This is a genomic window from Stenotrophomonas sp. SMYL86, from assembly GCF_036320025.1.
GTDB lineage: Bacteria > Pseudomonadota > Gammaproteobacteria > Xanthomonadales > Xanthomonadaceae > Stenotrophomonas > Stenotrophomonas maltophilia_A.
On record NZ_JAWIRU010000014.1, the window covers coordinates 49,786 to 69,478 of the forward strand.

Below are 19,693 nucleotides of genomic sequence, written 5' to 3' on the forward strand. Positions count from 1 at the left end.
CGGCGCAAGCCGGCCTTCGCTTTTTGTAGAGTCGAGCCATGCTCGACTGCTGTTGGCCTCTTGCCGCAAGGACAATAAACCCGGAACGGAGAGCAGTCGAGCATGGCTCGACTCTACATAAGCGTGTCCTGTGACCTTTGGCCGGTCCCACCGAAGGGCTCCCCGGCTACCCTGTGAAATTACCCGCAGGAGAGCCTCATGAACGTCCGCAACCTGGTCCCGCTGGGCCTGACCATCGCCATCGCTGCCTCGCTGGCGGCCTGTGGCAAGAATGAAACCGCGCCGGCGGCCAGCGCCGACGCCAAGCCGGCCTTCGACCTGTCGCAGATCAAGACGCCGCTGATCTCGCTCAACAGCGCCGACCTGGATCCGTCCATCTCGGCCTGTACCGACCTCAACGGCTTCGTCAACAGCAAGTGGCTGAAGGCCAACCCGGTGCCGGGCGACCAGACCACCTGGGGCAGCTTCGAGATCCTGCGCGAGCGCTCGCTGGAAGTGCAGCACGCACTGGTGCAGCAGGCCGCGGCCAGCCAGGCCAAGGCCGGCTCGGTGGAAGCCAAGATCGGCGACATCTGGAAGACCGGCAACGATGAAGCCAAGATCGAAGCCGCCGGCCTGGCGCCGCTGCAGCCGCAGCTGGACAAGATCACCGCGCTGAACGATACCGCCGCCATCACCCAGTACCTGCGCGACAGCCAGGCCGAGGGCAAGGGCGTGCTGTTCTCGCTGTTCGCCAATGCCGACTACAAGGATTCGGCCAACGTCATCGCCTATGTCGGCCAGGGCGGCCTGGGCCTGCCGGAGAAGGGCTACTACTTCGATGACGCGCAGGCCAAGATCCGCGACGCCTACGTGGCCTACATCGCGCAGGTGCTGACGCTGTCCGGCGTGGACGCGGCGCAGGCTGCCGAGCAGGCCAAGGCCGTGATGGCCTTCGAAACCCGTCTGGCCAAGGCCTCGATGTCGCGCATCGAAATGCGTGACCCGGCCAAGCGCTACAACCCGCTCAGCGCGGCTGACGCCGACAAGCTGACCCCGAACTTCAGCTGGGCCGCGCTGTTCGACACCCTGAAGGTGCCGGCCGCGCAGAAGTTCTCGCTGGCGCAGCCGGGCTTCTTCGGTGAAATGGACAAGATGCTCGCCGATGTGCCGGCCAGCACCTGGCAGGCCTACCTGCGCTTCCACACCATCGACGACGCCTCGCCGTACCTGAGCAGCCAGTTCGAGAAGGCCAACTTCGATTTCTATGGCACCACCCTGCGTGGCCAGAAGGAAATGCAGCCGCGCTGGAAGCGCGTGCTGGAGTCGGTCAACGGCGGCATGGGTGAAGCCTTGGGCCAGCTGTACGTCGACGCCGTGTTCCCGGCCGAGTCCAAGGTGGCCATGCAGCACCTGGTGGAGAACCTCTCGGTGGCGCTGAAGGCGCGCCTGGAGCAGCTGCCGTGGATGGGCGAAGAGACCAGGAAGAAGGCGCTGGAGAAGTGGGCCAGCTTCACCCCGAAGATCGGCTACCCGGACAAGTGGCGTGAGTGGACGGGCCTGCAGACCAACGGTGACAGTTACCTGGGCAACATGCAGGCTGCGCGCGCGTTCAACTATCGCTACATGCTGGACAAGATCGGCAAGCCGGTGGACAAGACCGAGTGGGGCATGACCCCGCAGACCGTCAACGCCTACTACAACGCCACCAAGAACGAGATCGTATTCCCGGCCGCCATCCTGCAGGCGCCGTTCTTCGACGCCAAGGCCGATCCGGCGCTGAACTACGGCGGCATCGGTGCGGTCATCGGCCACGAGATGATGCACGGCTACGACGACTCGGGCAGCCAGTTCGCTGCCAACGGCAACTTCGACAACTGGTGGACCGACGCCGACCGCAAGGCCTTCACCGAACGTACCGACCAGCTGGTCGCGCAGTTCGATGGCTATGAATCGGTGCCGGGCGTGTTCGTGAAGGGCAAGCTGACCCTGGGTGAGAACATCGGCGACCTGGGCGGCTTGACCGTGGCCTACGACGCGTTGCAGATGGCGCTGAAGGAAGATCCGAAGGCGAACGTGGAAGTCGATGGTCACAGCCAGGACCAGCGTTTCTTCATGAACTGGGCCACCGTGTGGCGCCGCAACTTCACCGACGGTGAGCTGCGCGTCCGCCTGAACACCGACCCGCACGCGCCGGCCAACTTCCGTGCCAACGGCGCGCCGTCGAACATGCCGTCGTATGCCGCTGCGTTCCAGTGCAAGGCCGGCGACGCGATGGTGCGTGCCGACGACAAGCGCGTGGTGATCTGGTAATCGATCGCACGTGATGCGTGATGCAGAAGGCCCGGCGAATGCCGGGCCTTTTGTTTGTCTGATCGGTAGCGCCGGGCCATGCCCGGCGGATCTCAGGCCAGCGCTGGTTCCTGCGCCAGCATGCGATGGAAGCGCTGCAGCACATAGGGATCGATCAGGCCGCCGGACTGCTCGTCGATGATGCGCAACGCAGTCTCGCGTTCCATCGCTGCGCGGTAGGGGCGCACGCTGGTCATGGCATCGTAGGCATCCGCAACGGTGACGATGCGTGAGCCCAGCGGAATGCTCTCGCCACGCAGGCCGTCGGGATAGCCGCTGCCATCGAAGGCTTCGTGATGGGCGCGGATCAGCCGCGCGACAGGTGCTGCATCGCTGCGGCCGGTGGCCAGGAAGATGTGTTCGCCGCGCACCGGATGCTCGCGCATGATCGCGCGTTCCTCGTCGGTGTGCCGGCGCGGTGTCAGCAGTACATCGTCGGGAATGCCGATCTTGCCGATGTCATGGAAGCGCGCGGCCAGGCCGATCTGCGAGCAGGCATCGTCATCGAGATCGCAGTGCGTGGCCAGGCGCTGCGCGAGCAGGCCAACGCGGTCGCAATGGTGGCGGGTGTAGGCGTCGCGCATCTGCAGCGACATCGAGAGGGCATCGATCAGGCAGGCCTGCGCGTGCAGCAGGTCGGGGGCGGGTACGGCGTCAGGGAACATGGTCATCCGCCCGCACCGGGTGGGGACCGGTGCGGGGTGTTCGGGGGGCGATCAACCCGGGGCGAGGGTGGTCAGAAGGGCGCGGGCCGCATTGAAGCGGTCTTCCGGCAACGGCAGCGGGTGCTTGATGCGCAGCTTGTCAGGCCCTTCCATGGCGTAGAGGTTCGGTTGTTTCTGGATCAGCTGGATCACCGCCATCGGATCGATGTTCGGCTTGGACTCGAACACGATGCGGCCACCGTTCTCGCCCAGGTCCAGCTTGCGGATGCCCAGCGTATTGGCCTTCAGCTTCAGCTCGGCGATGGCGAACAGGTGCTTGGCCGCATCCGGCAGCAGGCCGAAGCGGTCGATCATCTCCACCTGCAGTTCGCGCAGCGCATCACTGTCGCGCGCGCTGGAAATGCGCTTGTACAGGGTCAGGCGGGTGTGCACGTCCGGCAGGTAGTCTTCCGGAATCAGCGCCGGCACATGCAGCTCGACTTCGGCACCGCGCACTTCCTCGCCGGCATCCAGGTCGGGCAGCTTGCCCTGCTTGATGCTGCGCACCGCGCGCTCCAGCAGCTCGGTGTAGAGGCTGAAGCCGACCTCGGCCATCTGCCCGCTCTGGTCCTCGCCCAGCAGTTCACCGGCACCGCGGATTTCCAGATCGTGCGTGGCCAGGGTGAAGCCGGCACCGAGCTCGTCCATCGACGCGATCGCTTCCAGGCGCTTTTCCGCATCCGGGGTGATCGAACGACGATCAGGTGCCACCAGGTAGGCGTAGGCGCGGTGGTGCGAACGACCGACGCGGCCACGAAGCTGGTGCAGCTGGGCCAGGCCGAAGCGATCGGCGCGGTTGATGATGATGGTATTGGCGTTGGGGATGTCGATGCCCGACTCGATGATCGTGGTCGACAGCAGCACGTTGAAGCGCTGCTTCTGGAAATCCAGCATCACCTTTTCCAGCTCGCGCTCGGGCATCTGCCCGTGGGCGATGCCGATGCGCGCCTCCGGCACCAGCTCGGACAGCTCGCGCTGCATGCGGCCGATGCTTTCCACGTCGTTGTGCAGGAAGTACAGCTGGCCACCACGCGCCAGCTCGCGCTGGAAGGCTTCGCGCAGCAGCGCGTTGTCCCACTGGGTGATGAAGGTCTGCACCGCCAGCCGGTTCGGCGGCGGCGTTGCGATGATCGACAGGTCGCGCAGGCCGGCCATGGCCATGTTGAGCGTGCGCGGAATCGGCGTGGCGGTCAGGGTCAGCAGGTGCACGTTGGCGCGCAGCGCCTTCAGCGCTTCCTTCTGGCGTACGCCGAAACGCTGCTCCTCGTCGACGATGACCATGCCCAGGTCCTTGAACTTCACGTCCGGCTGCAGCAGGCGATGGGTACCGACGATGACGTCGATGGTGCCGGCGGCGACCTTTTCCAGCTCGGCCTTGATTTCCTTGGTGGTCTTGAAGCGTGACAGCACCTCGACCTTCAGCGGGTAATCGGCGAAGCGGTCGCGGAAGTTGCGGTAATGCTGTTCGGCCAGCAGCGTGGTCGGCACCAGCACGGCCACCTGCTTGCCGGCACTGGCGGCGGCGAATGCCGCACGCACCGCCACCTCGGTCTTGCCGAAGCCGACGTCGCCGCAGACCACGCGGTCCATCGGCTGGCTGCTGGCCAGGTCGCGCAGGGTGGCGTCGATCGCGGCCAGCTGGTCCGGGGTTTCCTCGAACGGGAAACCGGCGGCGAACGGCTCGTACATCGCACGGTCCACCTGCAGCGCCAGGCCGGCACGCGCCTGGCGGCGGGCCTGGATCTCCAGCAGCTCGGCGGCGACGTCGCGCACCTTCTCGGCGGCCTTGCGCTTGGCCTTGCTCCACTGTTCGCCACCGAGCGAATGCAGTGGCGCGGTTTCCGCCGACGCACCGGAGTAGCGGCTGATCAGGTGCAGCTGGGCGACCGGCACATACAGGCGGTCGCCCTTGGCGTATTCGATTTCCAGGAACTCGCCGGGCATGCCGCCGACGTCCATCGCAATCAGGCCGCGGTAGCGGCCGACGCCATGGTCCTCGTGCACGATCGGCGCACCCTCGGTCAGTTCACCGAGGTCGCGGATGATCGCTTCCGGCTCGCGGCCGGCACGGCGCGTGCGGCGGGTGCTGCCGGCGCGCTCGGGGAACAGCTGGCGCTCGGTCAGCACCGCGATGCGCGGATCGTCCAGTGCGAAGCCATCCTCCAGCGGCGCCACCGCGATCGCGAAGCGCGCATCGTCGGCGAGGAAGCTGGGCAGGTCGGCCACCACCGGCGGCTTCAACTCGGCGGCCTGCAACACTTCCAGCAGCGCCTCGCGACGCCCGGGCGAATCGGCGGCAATCAGCACCCGGCCCGGATAATGGCCGAGGAAGGATTTCAGCGCGTCGCCAGCGGGGGCCTCGCGCGCGGCCACCGGCAGCGGCGGCAGCGGCTGGTCGCCCAACGCATGGGCATCGGCGATGCGCGCGTGGTCAGCCGACCACACTTCGATGCGCGGGGCATCGTTCAGACGCTCGCGCAGCAGTTCCGGCGACAGATACAGCGCCGACGGCGGCAGCAGCGGCCGTTCCACATCGTGGCGGCGCTGCTCGTAACGCTCGCCGGTCTGCGCCCAGAACGCCTCGGCGGCTTCGCCGGCACCGGCGCAGACCACCGGCAGGCTGCCGTCGGGCAGGTAGTCGAACAGGGTCGCGGTGCGTTCGAAGAACAGCGGCAGGTAGTACTCGACGCCGGCCGGGGCCAGCCCGGACTTCAGATCCTGGTACAGCGCGCTGCGCCGGGTATCGACATCGAAGCGTTCGCGCAGCGTGGCCAGCACGCGGGCGATGCTGGCTTCGTCCATCGGTACTTCGCGGCCCGGCAGCATGTGCACCGCCTCGACCTTGTCCAGCGAGCGCTGGCTTTCCGGGTCGAAGGCACGGATCGAGTCGATGTCCTCGTCCAGCAGCTCCACCCGCAGCGGCTCGTCGGCGCCCATCGGGAACACATCGAGCAGGCCGCCGCGCACGGCGAAGTCACCCGGGTCCATCACCTGCGGGACGTTGCGGTAACCAGCACTTTCCAGGCGACGCTTCTCGGCTTCCAGATCCAGGCGCTGGCCGACCTTCAGGTCGAAGCTGCCACCGATCACGTAGCTGCGCGGGGCCAGCTGCTGCAGCAGGGTCTGCACCGGCACGATCACCAGGCCGCGCTTCAGCGTGGGCAGGCGGTGCAGGGCGGACAGTCGCTGCGAAATGATGTCCGGATGCGGGCTGAAGCGGTCGTAGGGCAGGGTTTCCCAGTCCGGGAAGGCCACCACCGGCAGGGCCGGGTCACCGCCGAGCAGGGTCTGCAGGTCGGCTTCGAGCTGGTTGGCACCGTGGTTGTCACGGGCGATCACCAGCAGCGGGGCGTCGTGCGCACGCGCGGCCTGGGCCAGATACCAGGCCAGGGCGGTCGGCGAGGCGGGGGCGCGCCACCAGGCGCGGAGCTGGCCGGCGCGCGGCAGCGGCGGGGCGGGGTATGAGGTACGCGACATGGACCCCGGATTTTAGCAGAAGCCCGATCGAAGCCCGGTGAGTCGTGGGGGGGGGGGGGGGGGGGGCGCCGGGGGGGGGGGGGGGGGGGCCGCCCGCCCCCCCCCCCCCCCGCCCCGCGGCCCCCCCCCCCGCCCCCGGCCCCCCCCCCCCCCCCCCACTACCGGGGCTACTCTTCCTCTTCCGGCACATCCTGCGGGTTCAGCGTCTTGCTCTCCCGCTTGGGCGCGGTGAACGGCGTCGGCGTCGGTACGCCCTGCGGGCTGTTGCCGTAGATCATCCGTGCGCCGGCATTCAAGCCACCGCCGGCAATCTCCAGCTCGAAGCGCTCGGCATCACGACGGCGGATCTGCTCTGCAATCTCCACCGCATCGTCTTCATCCGCGCCAAGCTCCACCAGCGCGGCCTGGCCGAACAGCACTGCCGATTCAAACGTCTCGCGAATCTGGAAATCGACACCGGCATGGATCAGCCGCAGCGAATGCTCGCGGTCGAACGAGCGCACCATCAGCTTGGCCTGCGGGAACTCATGCGCCACCAGTTCAACGATGCGATCAGCCGCTTCGGCCTTGTCCACGCACACCGCAATCGCACGCGCGGTGGCCGCGCCTGAGGCATGCAGCACGTCCAGACGCGTGCCATCGCCGTAGTAGATCTTGAAACCGAAGCGCGCGGCGCTCTGGATCATCTCCACATCGTTGTCGATGATGGTCACGTCCACGTCGCGCGCCAGCAGCGACTGGCTCGCGACCTGGCCGAAGCGGCCGAAGCCGATCAGCAGCACGCTGCCGGACAGGCCATCGGCCTCGTCCACGCCGTCCATGTTCACCGTCGGCTTCGGGGCGATGCGCTTGTAGACCAGCACCACCAGCGGGGTCAGTGCCATCGACAGCACCACCACGGCGGTGAAGTTGGCATTGATCTCCAGGTCGATCACGCCGGCCGATGCGGCAGCAGAGAACAACACGAAGGCGAACTCACCGCCCTGCGCCATCAGCACGCCACGATCCAGCGCCTGCGCGTGGTCGCTGCCCATCACGCGCGCCACCACGTAGATGCACAGCGCCTTGGCCGCCATCAACGCCAGCACCAGGCCGAGGATCAGCTGCCAGTTGCCAGCCACCACGCCCAGGTCCAGCGCCATGCCCACGCTGAGGAAGAACAGGCCGAGCAGGATGCCGCGGAACGGCTCGATGTCCGCTTCAATCTGGTGGCGGAAGGTCGATTCGCTCAGCAGCACGCCGGCCAGGAACGCGCCCATCGCCATCGACAGGCCGGACAGCTGCATCAGCAGCGCCGCGCCCAGCACCACCAGCAGCGCGGCGGCGGTCATCACCTCGCGCGCCTTCGATTCGGCCAGCACGCGGAACAGCGGGTTGAGCAGGAAGCGACCGACCAGCACCAGGCCGACGATGGCACCGACACCGATCGCCACCGACAACCAACGCGAGCCCTCGCCGTCGGCACTGCCCGCGCTCGGGCCCATCCAGGCCACCAGCGCCAGCAACGGCACGATCAGCAGATCTTCGAACAGCAGGATGGAGACGATCTTCTGCCCCGACGGCAGCGCGATGTCACCACGCTCGGCCAGCAGCTGCATCACCACCGCGGTGGAGGTCAGCACGAAGCCGGTGGCACCGATGAAGGCCACCTGCCATGGCAGGCCGAACAGCTTGGCGATGCTGGTCAGCACTACCGCACAGGTAACGATCTGCAGCGTGCCCAGCCCGAAGATTTCCTTGCGCAGGCTCCACAGGTGCGAGGGCCGCATCTCCAGGCCGATCACGAACAGGAACATCACCACGCCCAGCTCGGCGGTATGCAGGATGGCCTGCGGGTCGGAGAACCAGCCCAGCCCGAACGGTCCGATCGCCAGGCCGGCAGCGAAGTAGCCCAGCACCGAGCCCAGGCCGGCCCGGCGGAACAAAGGCACCATCACCACCGCCGCGCCCAACAGGGCCACGACCTTGACCAGCTCGCTGGTCGCTGCTTCTACCGCCATGCGGTGTTTTCCCCAAGATCCAGAATCGGGTTCAACAATAGAGCAATGCCGATGACGGCAATAGCACGCATGTTGCGCCGGATTGTCTTGGAGGTGGAACGATGCCAGGAGTGACCCCCAGCATCATCCCGAAACCATGCATGCGCGCCGATGGGTGCCAACCATGCATGCGCATCGGCGGGCGCCAACCATGCACCCGCTTCGGTAGGTGCCAACCTTGGTTGGCACAAGAGCGCCGACCAAGGTCGGCATCTACCAACGCATTCCCCGGCCAGCCTCACCCACCCCGGCAAAACGCGGCGTAATCGATGTACCCCGGGAACGGCACGCCCGGCGCGCACACCGGGCAATGCGGGTCCGGCCGGATGCGGGATCCTGAAACCATGCGCCGCTTCGGTAGCTGACAACCATGCACCCGCTTCGGTAGGTGCCAACCATGCACCCGCTTCGGTAGGTGCCAACCTTGGTTGGCACAAGAGCGCCGACCAAGGTCGGCATCTACCAACGCATTCCCCGGCCAGCCTCACCCGCCCCGGCAAAACGCGGCGTAATCGATATACCCCGGGAACGGCACGCCCGGCGCGCACACCGGGCAATGCGGGTCCGGCCGGATGCCGGTCTCGCGGAAGCGCATGCCCAGCGCATCAAAGCGCAGCAGGCGGCCGACCAGCGGCTCGCCGATGCCCAGCAGCAGCTTCAGCACCTCGGTGGCCTGCAGCACACCGGCCAATCCCGGCAGTACACCCAGCACGCCGGCCTCGGAGCAGTTCGGCGCGAACTCTGGCGGCGGCGGCTCGGGGAACAGGCAGCGGTAGCACGGCGCCACGCCACGCTGGCGGCCAGCGTCAAACACGCTTACCTGGCCGTCAAAGCGCTCGATGGCGGCATACACCAGTGGCTTGGCGTGCTTGATGCAGGCGTCGTTGAGCAGGTAGCGCAGCGGGAAGTTGTCCGAGCCGTCCAGCACCACGTCCACGCCCTCCAGCAGCGCATCCACGTTCTCGGAGGTGACCCGCTCCGGCACCGCCTCGACCTCGATCGACGGGTTCAGCGCCAGCAGCCGCTCGCGCGCGGAATCGACCTTGAGCTGGCCGACGCTGGCCTCGGTATGCACGATCTGCCGGTGCAGGTTGCTGCGCTCCACCCGGTCGTGGTCGGCGAAACGCAGGTGCCCTACCCCGGCGGCGGCCAGATAGAAGCCGGCCGGCGCGCCCAGGCCGCCCGCGCCCAGCACCAGCACGCGCGACTGCTGCAGCGTACGCTGGCCAGCCTCGCCCACCTGCGGCAGCAGCAGGTGGCGCGAATAGCGGTCGTAGAAGTCGCGGTCGGCGGCGCTGGCCAGCGGCTGCACCAGCGGCAGCGACTGCTCGCGCCAGGCCACGGTACCGCCGGTCACGGAAGCGACGTGGGTGTAGCCGGCCTCCAGCAGGAACTGCGCAGCATCTGCCGAGCGCTTGCCGCTCTGGCAGATCAGCAGGATCTCCTGGTCGTGCTTTGGCAGATGCGCGGCCGGGTCGGCCTGCAGCTCGCCCCTGGCCACGCCGCGCGCGCCCTCGGCCATGCCCCCGGCCCGTTCATGCGCCTCGCGTACATCGATCAGCACGGCGCCATGGGCCAGGCGCTCGCGCGCCTGCGCGGGGGAAAGCTCTTGGATGCTCATGGCCACATTATCGCGCAGACACCCTCGACGCGCCTTGCCCCGAACATGGCACCATGCGGGCGTTGCTCCCTGCATTCCGGAACCGCTGCATGCGCTCTGCCACCGAATTCTGGCGTGACCCGCGCATGCCCTTCGTCGAAAGCCGACGGGCGTGCGACAGCCGCGCCTGCCATCGCCCGCACAGCCATGACACCTTCTCGATCGGCGCCGTGGACGCTGGCAGCAGTGTGTTCACCGGCGCGGCGGAAGGACCGCGCCTGCTGCAACCCGGCAATCTGGTCGGCGTACCCGCAGGCCGCGTGCATGCCTGCAACCCCCTGCCCGGCCAGGTCTGGAGCTACCAGATGCTGCACCTGGATGCGCGCTGGATGGCCGAAGTCCGCGCCGAGTATGACGGCCTGCCCGGACCCGACTGGCAGCAGGAACCCATCCGGATTTCCCACCATCGCCCGCGCTACCAGCAGTACTGCCAGCTCAACGAGACGCTGTTCTCCGACGATCCGGTCAGCGTCAAGGAAGCGGCCCTGATCGCGTTCGTCGGCGATCTGGATGAACACGATGGTGTAGCCGTCGCTGGCCCGCCTGAAGATGCCGCATTGCAGCAGCGAGTGCAGCCGGTGATGGACGTTCTGCGCCAGCGGCTCGAACACACCCCGGCCCTGCAGGAACTGGCATCGCTGGCAGGCATGAGCCGCTACCAGCTGATCCGCGCCTTCCGACGTGCCACGGGCCTGACCCCACACGCCTGGCAGATCGACCAACGCATCCAGGAGGCTCGCCGACGGTTGTGCGAAGGCCAGGCACTGGCTGTGGTCGCGCATGCACTGGGCTTTGCCGACCAGAGTCATTTCCAGCGGGTCTTCAAGGCCCACGCCGGTGCGACCCCGGGCCAGTACCGGCGTTGAGCCTGCAATAACGTTCAATACCACCGCGCGGCACATCCCCAGACTGGCGCCCCAGCCAGCCGCCGCCGGACCCGATGGAACAGTTCCTGATCATCGCCACCGTTCATTTTTTCGCCCTGCTCTCACCCGGTCCCGATTTCTTCCTCGTTGCACGCACCGCGATCACCTCTGGCTGGCGCACCGCCAGTGGCGCCTGCGCAGGCATCGCCGTTGGCAACGGCGTCTTCATCGTGGCCGCTTTCACCGGAATTGCCATGCTGCGCGCAGGCAGCGCAGGGTTCATTGCGGTGCAGTTGGCGGGCTGCGGATTCCTGCTGTACCTCGGCACGCTGTTCCTGCGCCATGCGGGCTCGACGACGCTGCAGGCACCTGCCGCGGAATCGCGCGCAGACGATACGCACGGGTGGTGGAAGGCGGCAGGGCTGGGCGCCCTGTCTGCGCTGCTGAACCCGAAGAATGCGCTGTTCTACGCAACGTTGGCGGCAATGCTCAACGGCCCGCAGGCCAACGCCGCAACGAAATTCTTCTATGGCGCGTGGATGTTCGGCATCCTCCTGCTTTGGGATCTGCTGGTAGCCGCGCTGGTCGGCCACCCGTGGGTGCTGGGTCGGTTCGCACGCGCCCTTCCCTGGCTGGAGCGGGCCGCAGGGCTTCTGATGATCGCACTGGCGCTATGGATCGTCGTGTCGCTGTGGGCCGGCTGATGCCGGCGATTCGCGCCTGTCGCAATGGCGTTCAATACCGCGCGTTCACACCCGCCCACACTCTGCACTTTCTGTAGGTCAGTGGCAGGTTTACGTGCAGCAGTTCTTCATCGTCGCGGCGCTGTACGGCTTCGCCATGCTCCTGCCTGCTTCGCATCACGCGAAGATCCTGCGCACCGCGATGGGCGCGGGCGGGCACGCCGCCATGGCCGCGTCGTTCGGTATCGCCATCGGTACGGGCGTCATCTGTGCGACGGCTTTCGTTGCAGCGGGCATGCTGGGAAACCGCGGCCTGTGGACGCTGGCGATGCAGTGCGCGGGCTGCCTCCTGCTGCTGCGCCTGGCGGGCATGTGCCTGCGCGACGCCGGCTTGACCCCGTTCTCTCCGCTTTCCCTGCAGATGCCCTTGGGCCTGCGCGCCCGCTCCCGTTGGCCGCACGCCGAAGCAGGATGCCTGCTGGCGCTCGCCAGCAGCAGCAACTGGATGCTGCAGTTCGCGATTGCAGCCCTGGTTACCGGCCTCGTTGCCGACACGGGCACCCAGGCCGCTTACGTGGCCTGCCTGAGTGGCGTCGCGCTGTCGCTCGGCCTGCTGATGGCGTGGCTCGGCAGCCATCCGCGCAGGGCACAGGGGTGTTGCCGATTGCTTCCATGGCTGGAGCATGCCGCGGGCCTGCTGATCGGGGCGGTGTCGGTGGCGTACCTGGCAGGTGCACTGGGTACGACCCTGGTCTGGGCAAGCATCACGGGGCAGGTGCAGCTGCCGGAATCAATCCCCGCCACAAGCCAGGTGCAACCGGCTTCAACATCGCGGCGCGGCCGAGGCATCCCATGCGCGTTGCCGCATTGCCGCGCTCGTCGCAGCAGTCCGCCCTGATCGAGGTCTGTAGATACACGGTAGTGGGGGGGGGGGGGGGGGGGGGGGCGGCGGGGGGCGGGGGGGGGGGGCGGGCGGGGGCGGGGGGGGGGGGAGCCGCCCCCCCCCCCCCCCCCCCCCCCCCCCCCCGGGGGGGGCCCGCCCCGCCCCCGGCACTACCACAAACAAGAAAGGCGGCCCTACGGCCGCCTTTCTCTGCATCACTTGCCCTTGACGTGCTTCATCAAGCGCCGCTTGGCCTTGACCTGCCGCTCGGTGAGGACGTTCTTCTTGCCCTCGTACGGGTTGGTACCCTCGCGGAAGATGAAGCTCACCGGCGTGCCGATCAGCTTGAAGCGCTTGCGGAAGAAGTTCTCCAGGTAGCGCTTGTACGATTCCTGCAGCTCCTTCAGGCGCGTGCCGTGCACGATGAAGGTCGGCGGGTTTGCCCCGGCCGGGTGCACGTAGCGCAGCTTGGAGACATGGCCGCGGATGGTCGGCGGCGGGTTGGTCTCGTACGCCACTTCCAGCGCCTTGTTCACTTCGCTGGTGGTGAAGGTCTTGTTCGCCGATTCGTGCGCGCGGTGCACCGCACGGAACAGCTCACGCAGGCCCGAGCCATGCTTGGCCGAGATGCGCACCGACTCGGCCCACGGCACGAAGCCCAGCTTCAGCGACAGCATGGTTTCAGCCTGCTCGCGCTGATACTCGGTCAGACCATCCCACTTGTTGATGGCGATCACCAGCGCGCGGCCGGCGTCGAGCACGGCACCGAGCACGGTGGCGTCCTGGTCGGTCACGCCTTCGGTGGCGTCGAGCATCAGCACGGCCACCTGGCACTGCTCGATCGACTGCATGGTCTTGACCACCGAGAACTTCTCGACGACCTCGTCCACGCGCGAACGACGGCGCAGGCCGGCGGTGTCGATCAGGCGGTATTCGCGGCCATCACGCTCCAGGTCCACGGCGATCGAGTCGCGGGTGGTGCCCGGCACGTCGGAGGCGATCATGCGCTCCTCGCCGAGGATGCGGTTGACCAGGGTGGACTTGCCCACGTTCGGGCGGCCGACGAAGGCGATGCGGATGCGGTTCGGATCGTTGTCCAGCTCTTCGCCGCTGCCTTCTTCCGGCAGGCGCTGGACCACTTCGTCCAGCAGGTCGTCCAGACCCTGGCGATGCGCAGCCGACACGGTCAGCATCTCGCCGAAGCCGTAACGGGCGAACTCCGAACGCACGGTGTCCTCGTCGGTGCCGTCGATCTTGTTGATCAGCAGCAGCGTCGGGCGCGACAGCTTGCGCAGCCAGGCCAGGATCTCGTCGTCCATCGCCGACGTTCCCTCACGGGCATCGACCACGAACAGGATCAGGTCGGCTTCCGCCGCAGCGGCACGGGCCTGGCGGGTGGTAGCCCCTGCCAGACCCTCTTCCTCTTCCGCGATACCGCCGGTGTCGACGACGAGGAAATGATTGTCCTCGTCCAGACGGCAGACACCGTAGTTGCGGTCGCGGGTGACGCCGGGCTGGTCATGGACCAGCGCGTCACGGGTGCGCGTAAGCGCATTGAAAATAGTCGACTTGCCGACATTCGGCCGTCCAACCAGGGCGACCAAAGGCAGCATCGCGATTACTCCAATTTTTAATTTGCCAACCGGAAGGCGGTCAGCTTGCCATCAACGTTCTGCACCAGCAGCACCCCGTCTACGACGATTGGCTGGGCCAGCAGGGCGTCACCGCCGCTCTTTGCCCGTGCCGCCATCGCACCATCGGAGGTCTGCAGCCAGTGCACGTATCCCTTGTAGTCGCCGACCACGACGTAGTCGCCGTGCAGTGCCGGGCCGGTCAGCGAGCGACGGGCCAGTGCGGTCTGCGACCACATCGCCGCACCGCTGGCCTTGTCCAGGCCGAACACGCCGCCCTTGTTGTCGGTGACGAACACATTGCCAGACGAGACCGCCACGCCACCGGCACCGCCATGGTCGCGCGCCCACAGCGGGCGACCGGTCGGGCCTTCGATGGCCATCGTCTGGTTCTTGAAGCTGCTCACGAACAGGGTGTTGCCATCCAGCACCGGCGCGCCGTCGACATCGGCCATGCGCTCCAGCTCGGTACGGCCTTCACCGTTGCCCACATTCTGTTCCCACAGGGTGCGGCCATCCTGCTGGGCCAGGGCGGCAACCGCGCCCTCGTCCTTGCCGATGAACAGCACGCCCGGGCCGGTCACCACCGGCGCGTTGCCACGCACGGTCAGCGCCGGCAGCTCGCTCGGGTTGAACCACTTCTGGGTGCCGTTGCCGGCATCGAATGCGGTGATGCGGCCGTCATTGCTGCGCACGTAGACCGCGCCCTGGGCGATGGCCGGCGCGGCGATGACTTCACCCGGAACACGGGCGCGCCACTTCTCGCTGCCATCGTTGATGTCCAGGGCGATGACCTGGCCATCGAGCGTGCCGATCACGACCAGGTTCTCACCGACCCCCGGGCCGCCGGACAGGCGCAGCTTGGCCTTCTTCTTTTCCTTCTTCGGCTCCCAGGTCCAGACCTTCTTGCCGGTCTGCAGGTCGATGGCGTGCACGCCACCGGTGAGTGCCGCAGCGAACACGTGGCCGTTGGCCACGGCCGGGCCCTGGCGCACGCCGATGCGGCGCTCGCCCTTGCCGAGGTTGACCGACCAGGCCTTGTTGACCTTCAGGGTCGGCTCGAACTTGACCAGCTCAGCCGGTTCCTGTGCCTTCTTCGCGGCCGCGTCCTTGCCGGCGAACCAGCCCTTCACGGTGCTGCAGCCGGTCAGGGCCATGCCCATCAGGAGCACGGTGGCGACGCGGGTGATCATGACCTTCTGACTCATCAAACCGACTCCGCAGGGGCGGCAACGGTGCCGCCGGCGTCCATAACCTTGGTTTCCAGCAGGCGCCGCTGCGGCGCTGCCACGTCCAGCGACTTCAGCGCTTTCTCGTACTGGCCTCGGGCGTCATCACGCTTGCCCTGCGCCATCAGCGCGTCGCCATGGATTTCCAGGCTGCTGCTGTCGGTGGCGCTGCCCAGCAGCTTGATCGCCTCGTCACTCTTGCCGGTGGCCACCAGCAGGCGGGCCACACGCTGGTCGACCACGCGCTGCAGGTCACCTTCGACCTTCACGCCGCGCAGGGTGGCCAGGGCTTCTTCGTTCTTGCCGGCGTCGACCTGGGCCTTGGCCAGCTGCAGCGCCGCGAGGTCGCCGTAGATGCTGGACGGGCCGGCTTCGAGCGCCTTGACCGCCTTGGAGGCGTCGTCGAGCTTGTTCTGCTGCAGGCCAACGAGCGCCTTCTGGTACTCGACATTGGCCGAGGCCAGCTTGCCGCCCTGATCCTTCTGGTACCACTGCCAACCGGCAATGGCACCGATGGCGATGACTACGCCACCGAGGATGCTGGCGCCATTCTTCCGCAGCCAGCTGCGGACGCGTTCACTTTGTTCGTGCTCGTCGAGCAGATCGTCGATCGCCATGCGTACTCTCGCCCCGCCCATCGGGAGGGACCATTGGGATTAATCGAAGGTGGTGAAACCGCGCCTCAGTGCGAAACCGGGACTACGGAGCCTTCAGAGGATACCTGAAAGCGTGCCACGTTGGCTCGCTGGTAGGGGGTCAGATCGACGATAGCGCCGTTCTGCTGAACCTGGACCGCCGAGGCGTTGCCCAGGGTCACCCGGGTCACCTGGCCCGGCGTGAAGCTGCGGCTCTCGCCGGATTTGATCAGCGCCTTCTCGACGGTAGCGCCGTCCGGGCCGCCGATATCGACCCAGCTGTCGCCGCTGAACTGCATGTCCAGCGTGTTGGCGGCAGCCGCCGGTGCCGGGGCTGAACGCGGTACCGGGGCCAGCGAGGCTACGTACGGGGTGGCGGCCGGCTTGCTGGCCGGGGCGCTCGCCACGTCAGCCACGGCGGCCGGCTCGACGCCGGCGGCAGACGGGGTCACCGGCACAGCGGCCGGGATCGCGTCCAGCGAAGCGGTGTTCGGCGACGGCGTCGCACTGCCATCAAAATGACCACGGGTGGCGAACCACACCGGCACCGCCAGCACCGCGGTGATACCGACATACAGCACGCGACGGCCAAGATTCTCGGCAATGCGGCGCGCACGCGGGGTGTGGGTATGGCTGACCAGGGTGGGCGGAACCACCGGGCCGACCTGGGCCTGCTCCAGCAGCTGGCTCACATCCACGTCCAGCAGGCGCGCGTAGCTGCGCAGCTGGCCGCGCACGAACACCGGCGCCCCCAGCTTCTGCCATTGCTCCTCTTCCAGCGACCTGACCACCTGGACCGGCATGCGCAGGCGCGAGCCGACATCTTCGAGGGTCAGTCCGGCCGCCTCGCGGGCCTGGCGCAGGCGGCTGCCGCAGCCGGCCGCAGTCTCGAGAGCGCTCACAGTCTGGTCATCAATCACAATGCATCAACCCTGGAGTTAGGAGCCCGCTTCCTGCGGAAATTCCTGTCGAATGCGCTGAAGATAGCGGTCAGATGCCGCCCGATCACCCAGCCGCGCTTCGATTTGAGACGCAAGTTGTAACACGGAACGCGTTGCGGGTGCAGCCGCAATCCTACGTTCGGCGAAGGCCCGGGCCTCCATGAAGCGGCCCTGGCGGAAGCTGAGCTGGGCCATCGCCTCCAGCGCGACCGGGTTTCCCGGCAGCGTTGTCAGCGCCGCACGCAGGTCGCGCTCGGCACGTTCGAACTGGCCGGCGTCCAGCGCACAGCCCCCGGCATTGGCCTGGGACTCGGCCGGCGTGGCGTAGCCCGGCGCCTGCAGCGCACGATCGAACCAGACCAGCGACTCGGCCGGCCGGCCCTGCTGGCACAGCCACGCGCCGTAATTGTTGAGGATGTCCCCGCGCTGCGGCGCCTGCTCGGCAGCCCTGCGGAAGCTCTCGCCAGCCTGTTGGGTGCGGCCACCGCGCTCGTCGATGCCGGCCAGCAGCACCAGCGCATCGGGCGACTCGGGGGCCAGCTTCAGCGCCTCGCGCGCCTTGCGTTCGGCCGCATCGAGGTTGCCCACCTGCATGTCGCGGGCGGCCAGGGCCAGCAGGTCCTGCAGGCGCACCTGGCGCCGCACGCTGTCCGGATCACGGACCGAGTAGACCGGCGCCTCGCTGGGGCCCAGCTTGGCCTTGGGATGGGATTTGCAGCCGCCGACCGCAACGGCCAGCATGCCTGCGAACAGAACCAGCCAGAGGCGGTCAGGCCGCGGCATCGCTCCCCTTCCCCGCCTGCAGCGTCTTGTTGAACTCCGCCTGGCGGCGGGTGCGGTCCATCACCTGGCCCTTGAGCTGGCCGCAGGCGGCGTCGATGTCGTCGCCACGGGTGCGGCGGACCATGGTCAGCACGTTGCTGTCGAGCAGGATCTTCTGGAAGGCACGGATATGCGCTTCTTCCGAGCGCTCGTAGCGGGTACCCGGGAACGGGTTGAAGGGAATCAGGTTGACCTTGCCCGAATCCTTGGCCTGCACCGCGTTGTCGAACTGCCGCATCAGGCGGGCCAGCTCGCGGGCATGCTCGGGCTTGTCGTTGATGCCCTTCATCAGGGTGTATTCGAAGGTAACCGATTCGCGGCGCTTGTTGGCGCGCAGGTAACGTGCGCACGAGGCCATCAGCTCGGCGATCGGATACTTCTTGTTGAGCGGCACCAGGGTCTCGCGCAGCGCGTCGTTCGGCGCATGCAGCGACACCGCCAGCGACACGTCGCTTTCGGCAGACAGGCGGTCGATCTGCGGCACCAGGCCGGAGGTCGACAGGGTCACGCGCTTGTTGGCCAGGCCGTAGCCCAGGTCGTCGCGCATCACGCTCATGGCGCGCACGACGTTGTCGAAATTCATCAGCGGCTCGCCCATGCCCATCATCACCACGTTGGTGAGGCGGCGCATCTGGTGCGGCACGTTGCCCAGGTGGCGTGCGGCAACCCACACCTGGCCGATGATCTCGGCGGTGGTCAGGTTGCGGTTGAAGCCCTGGGTGGCGGTGGAGCAGAACGTGCAGTTCAGGCCGCAACCGACCTGCGAGGACACGCACAGCGTGCCGCGGGTCTTGTCCGGGATGTACACGGTCTCGATGGCGTTCTTGCCATCCACGCCCATCGCCAGCAGCCACTTGTGGGTGCCGTCGGCGGAGGGCTTGTCGAACACGATGTTGGGAACCAGCACCTCGGCATGGGCCTGCAGCTTGGCGCGCAGGACCTTGCCGAGGTCGGTCATTTCATCGAAATCGGTGACGTAGCGATGGTGGATCCACTTCATCACCTGATGGGCACGGAACTTCTTCTCGCCGAGAACCTCGACGAAGAACTTCTCCAGGCCCGCGCGATCGAGGTCGAGCAGGTTCTGCTTGCCAGCCGTGGGTGCCGACTTCGGCAGCGGCTGGATGGCGGGGGACTGTACGACCTCGTTCACGGCATTACTCTCAGCGCGAAACGACTTCGGTGGCGGCGAAGAAGTAGGCGATTTCAATCGCGGCATTCTCGACCGAGTCCGAGCCGTGGGCGGCGTTGGCATCGATGGATTCGGCGAAGTCGGCGCGGATGGTGCCCGCAGCGGCTTCCTTCGGGTTGGTGGCGCCCAGCAGGTCGCGGTGGGCCAGGACGGCGTTCTCGCCTTCCAGGGCCTGGATCATCACCGGGCCGGAGATCATGAACTCGACCAGCGCGTTGAAGAACGGACGCTCGCGGTGCACGGCGTAGAAGCCTTCGGCTTCACGGCGCGACAGCTGCTTGTACTTGGCGGCCACGACCTTCAGGCCGGCCTTCTCGAAGCGGGCGTAGATTTCGCCGATGACGTTCTTGGCAACGGCGTCCGGCTTGATGATCGAAAGGGTGCGCTCCAGCGCCATGGGATGTCTCCAATGGAATCGGGCCGCTGATGGCCCGAAGGGTAACATGAAAAAAACCCGCGTCGGGACGCGGGCTTAGCCTGATAAACGTAGGCGAATTGTAAAAGATAAAGCGGCAGCGTGGTAGTGCCGGCCGCTGGCCGGCAGGCTGGCGGCCCACCCGGCGAGAGCGGGTGGCGGGGAGCGGGCGGCCCAAAACGGTG

At 67.3% G+C, this 19,693-nt stretch carries 15 protein-coding genes; 4 read left to right on the forward strand and 11 right to left on the reverse strand.

Annotated features, from left to right (window positions below):
* The first annotated feature begins 198 nt into the window (after nt 1–198).
* Entirely contained in the window at nt 199–2,292 is a 2,094-nt protein-coding gene (locus V3B64_RS15305) for a M13 family metallopeptidase (protein ID WP_329914412.1), read from the forward strand.
* A gap of 92 nt (nt 2,293–2,384) precedes the next feature.
* Here V3B64_RS15305 and V3B64_RS15310 read toward each other — a convergent pair whose 3' ends face one another.
* The 4 genes from V3B64_RS15310 to moeB all read right to left on the reverse strand — a co-directional run bounded on the left by V3B64_RS15310 (nt 2,385) and on the right by moeB (nt 10,172).
* Nucleotides 2,385–3,002 carry an HD domain-containing phosphohydrolase gene (locus V3B64_RS15310; RefSeq protein ID WP_032127517.1) on the reverse strand — a complete coding sequence of 206 codons (618 nt, stop codon included), beginning with the start codon at nt 3,000–3,002 and terminating at the stop codon, nt 2,385–2,387.
* Between the two features lie 45 nt (nt 3,003–3,047).
* Nucleotides 3,048–6,512 (reverse strand): transcription-repair coupling factor, encoded by a 3,465-nt coding sequence (gene mfd, locus V3B64_RS15315; RefSeq protein WP_110711665.1) that lies wholly within the window; start codon nt 6,510–6,512, stop codon nt 3,048–3,050.
* A gap of 167 nt (nt 6,513–6,679) precedes the next feature.
* Complete coding sequence (locus V3B64_RS15320) at nt 6,680–8,512, reverse strand: monovalent cation:proton antiporter-2 (CPA2) family protein (RefSeq protein ID WP_049399054.1); 1,833 nt, start codon at nt 8,510–8,512, stop codon at nt 6,680–6,682.
* A gap of 523 nt (nt 8,513–9,035) precedes the next feature.
* Complete coding sequence (moeB, locus tag V3B64_RS15325) at nt 9,036–10,172, reverse strand: molybdopterin-synthase adenylyltransferase MoeB (protein ID WP_329914413.1); 1,137 nt, start codon at nt 10,170–10,172, stop codon at nt 9,036–9,038.
* 89 nt (nt 10,173–10,261) lie between these two features.
* Here moeB and V3B64_RS15330 point away from each other — a divergent pair, with 89 nt between their 5' ends.
* From V3B64_RS15330 to V3B64_RS15340, 3 genes are all read left to right on the forward strand, one after another.
* A complete protein-coding gene (locus tag V3B64_RS15330; RefSeq protein ID WP_197615285.1) occupies nt 10,262–11,077 on the forward strand; it encodes an AraC family transcriptional regulator in 816 nt (271 codons plus the stop codon).
* Between the two features lie 74 nt (nt 11,078–11,151).
* Nucleotides 11,152–11,781 (forward strand): LysE family translocator, encoded by a 630-nt coding sequence (locus V3B64_RS15335; RefSeq protein WP_329914414.1) that lies wholly within the window; start codon nt 11,152–11,154, stop codon nt 11,779–11,781.
* A 94-nt stretch (nt 11,782–11,875) separates the two neighbouring features.
* Nucleotides 11,876–12,658 (forward strand): lysine transporter LysE, encoded by a 783-nt coding sequence (locus V3B64_RS15340; RefSeq protein WP_329914415.1) that lies wholly within the window; start codon nt 11,876–11,878, stop codon nt 12,656–12,658.
* A gap of 200 nt (nt 12,659–12,858) precedes the next feature.
* On the opposite strand, the gene der is transcribed toward V3B64_RS15340, so the two are convergent.
* The 7 genes from der to ndk all read right to left on the reverse strand — a co-directional run bounded on the left by der (nt 12,859) and on the right by ndk (nt 19,490).
* Complete coding sequence (gene der / locus V3B64_RS15345; RefSeq protein WP_049453247.1) at nt 12,859–14,256, reverse strand: ribosome biogenesis GTPase Der; 1,398 nt, start codon at nt 14,254–14,256, stop codon at nt 12,859–12,861.
* A gap of 17 nt (nt 14,257–14,273) precedes the next feature.
* Nucleotides 14,274–15,482 (reverse strand): outer membrane protein assembly factor BamB, encoded by a 1,209-nt coding sequence (bamB, locus tag V3B64_RS15350; protein WP_121503076.1) that lies wholly within the window; start codon nt 15,480–15,482, stop codon nt 14,274–14,276.
* The gene (locus V3B64_RS15355) at nt 15,482–16,120 is read right to left on the reverse strand and encodes a tetratricopeptide repeat protein (protein WP_032130493.1); all 639 of its coding nucleotides are present in this window, start codon (nt 16,118–16,120) and stop codon (nt 15,482–15,484) included. Before V3B64_RS15355 ends, bamB begins: the two co-directional genes overlap by 1 nt.
* A gap of 65 nt (nt 16,121–16,185) precedes the next feature.
* Nucleotides 16,186–17,058, reverse strand: a complete 873-nt coding sequence (locus tag V3B64_RS15360) for a RodZ domain-containing protein (RefSeq protein WP_189719610.1) — start codon at nt 17,056–17,058, stop codon at nt 16,186–16,188.
* 18 nt (nt 17,059–17,076) lie between these two features.
* The gene (pilW, locus tag V3B64_RS15365; RefSeq protein WP_329914416.1) at nt 17,077–17,862 is read right to left on the reverse strand and encodes a type IV pilus biogenesis/stability protein PilW; all 786 of its coding nucleotides are present in this window, start codon (nt 17,860–17,862) and stop codon (nt 17,077–17,079) included.
* The gene (gene rlmN / locus V3B64_RS15370) at nt 17,849–19,054 is read right to left on the reverse strand and encodes a 23S rRNA (adenine(2503)-C(2))-methyltransferase RlmN (protein WP_005409296.1); all 1,206 of its coding nucleotides are present in this window, start codon (nt 19,052–19,054) and stop codon (nt 17,849–17,851) included. Before rlmN ends, pilW begins: the two co-directional genes overlap by 14 nt.
* Nucleotides 19,055–19,064: 10 nt before the next feature.
* Nucleotides 19,065–19,490, reverse strand: a complete 426-nt coding sequence (gene ndk / locus V3B64_RS15375) for a nucleoside-diphosphate kinase (protein ID WP_008265389.1) — start codon at nt 19,488–19,490, stop codon at nt 19,065–19,067.
* Between the last annotated feature and the right edge of the window lie 203 nt (nt 19,491–19,693).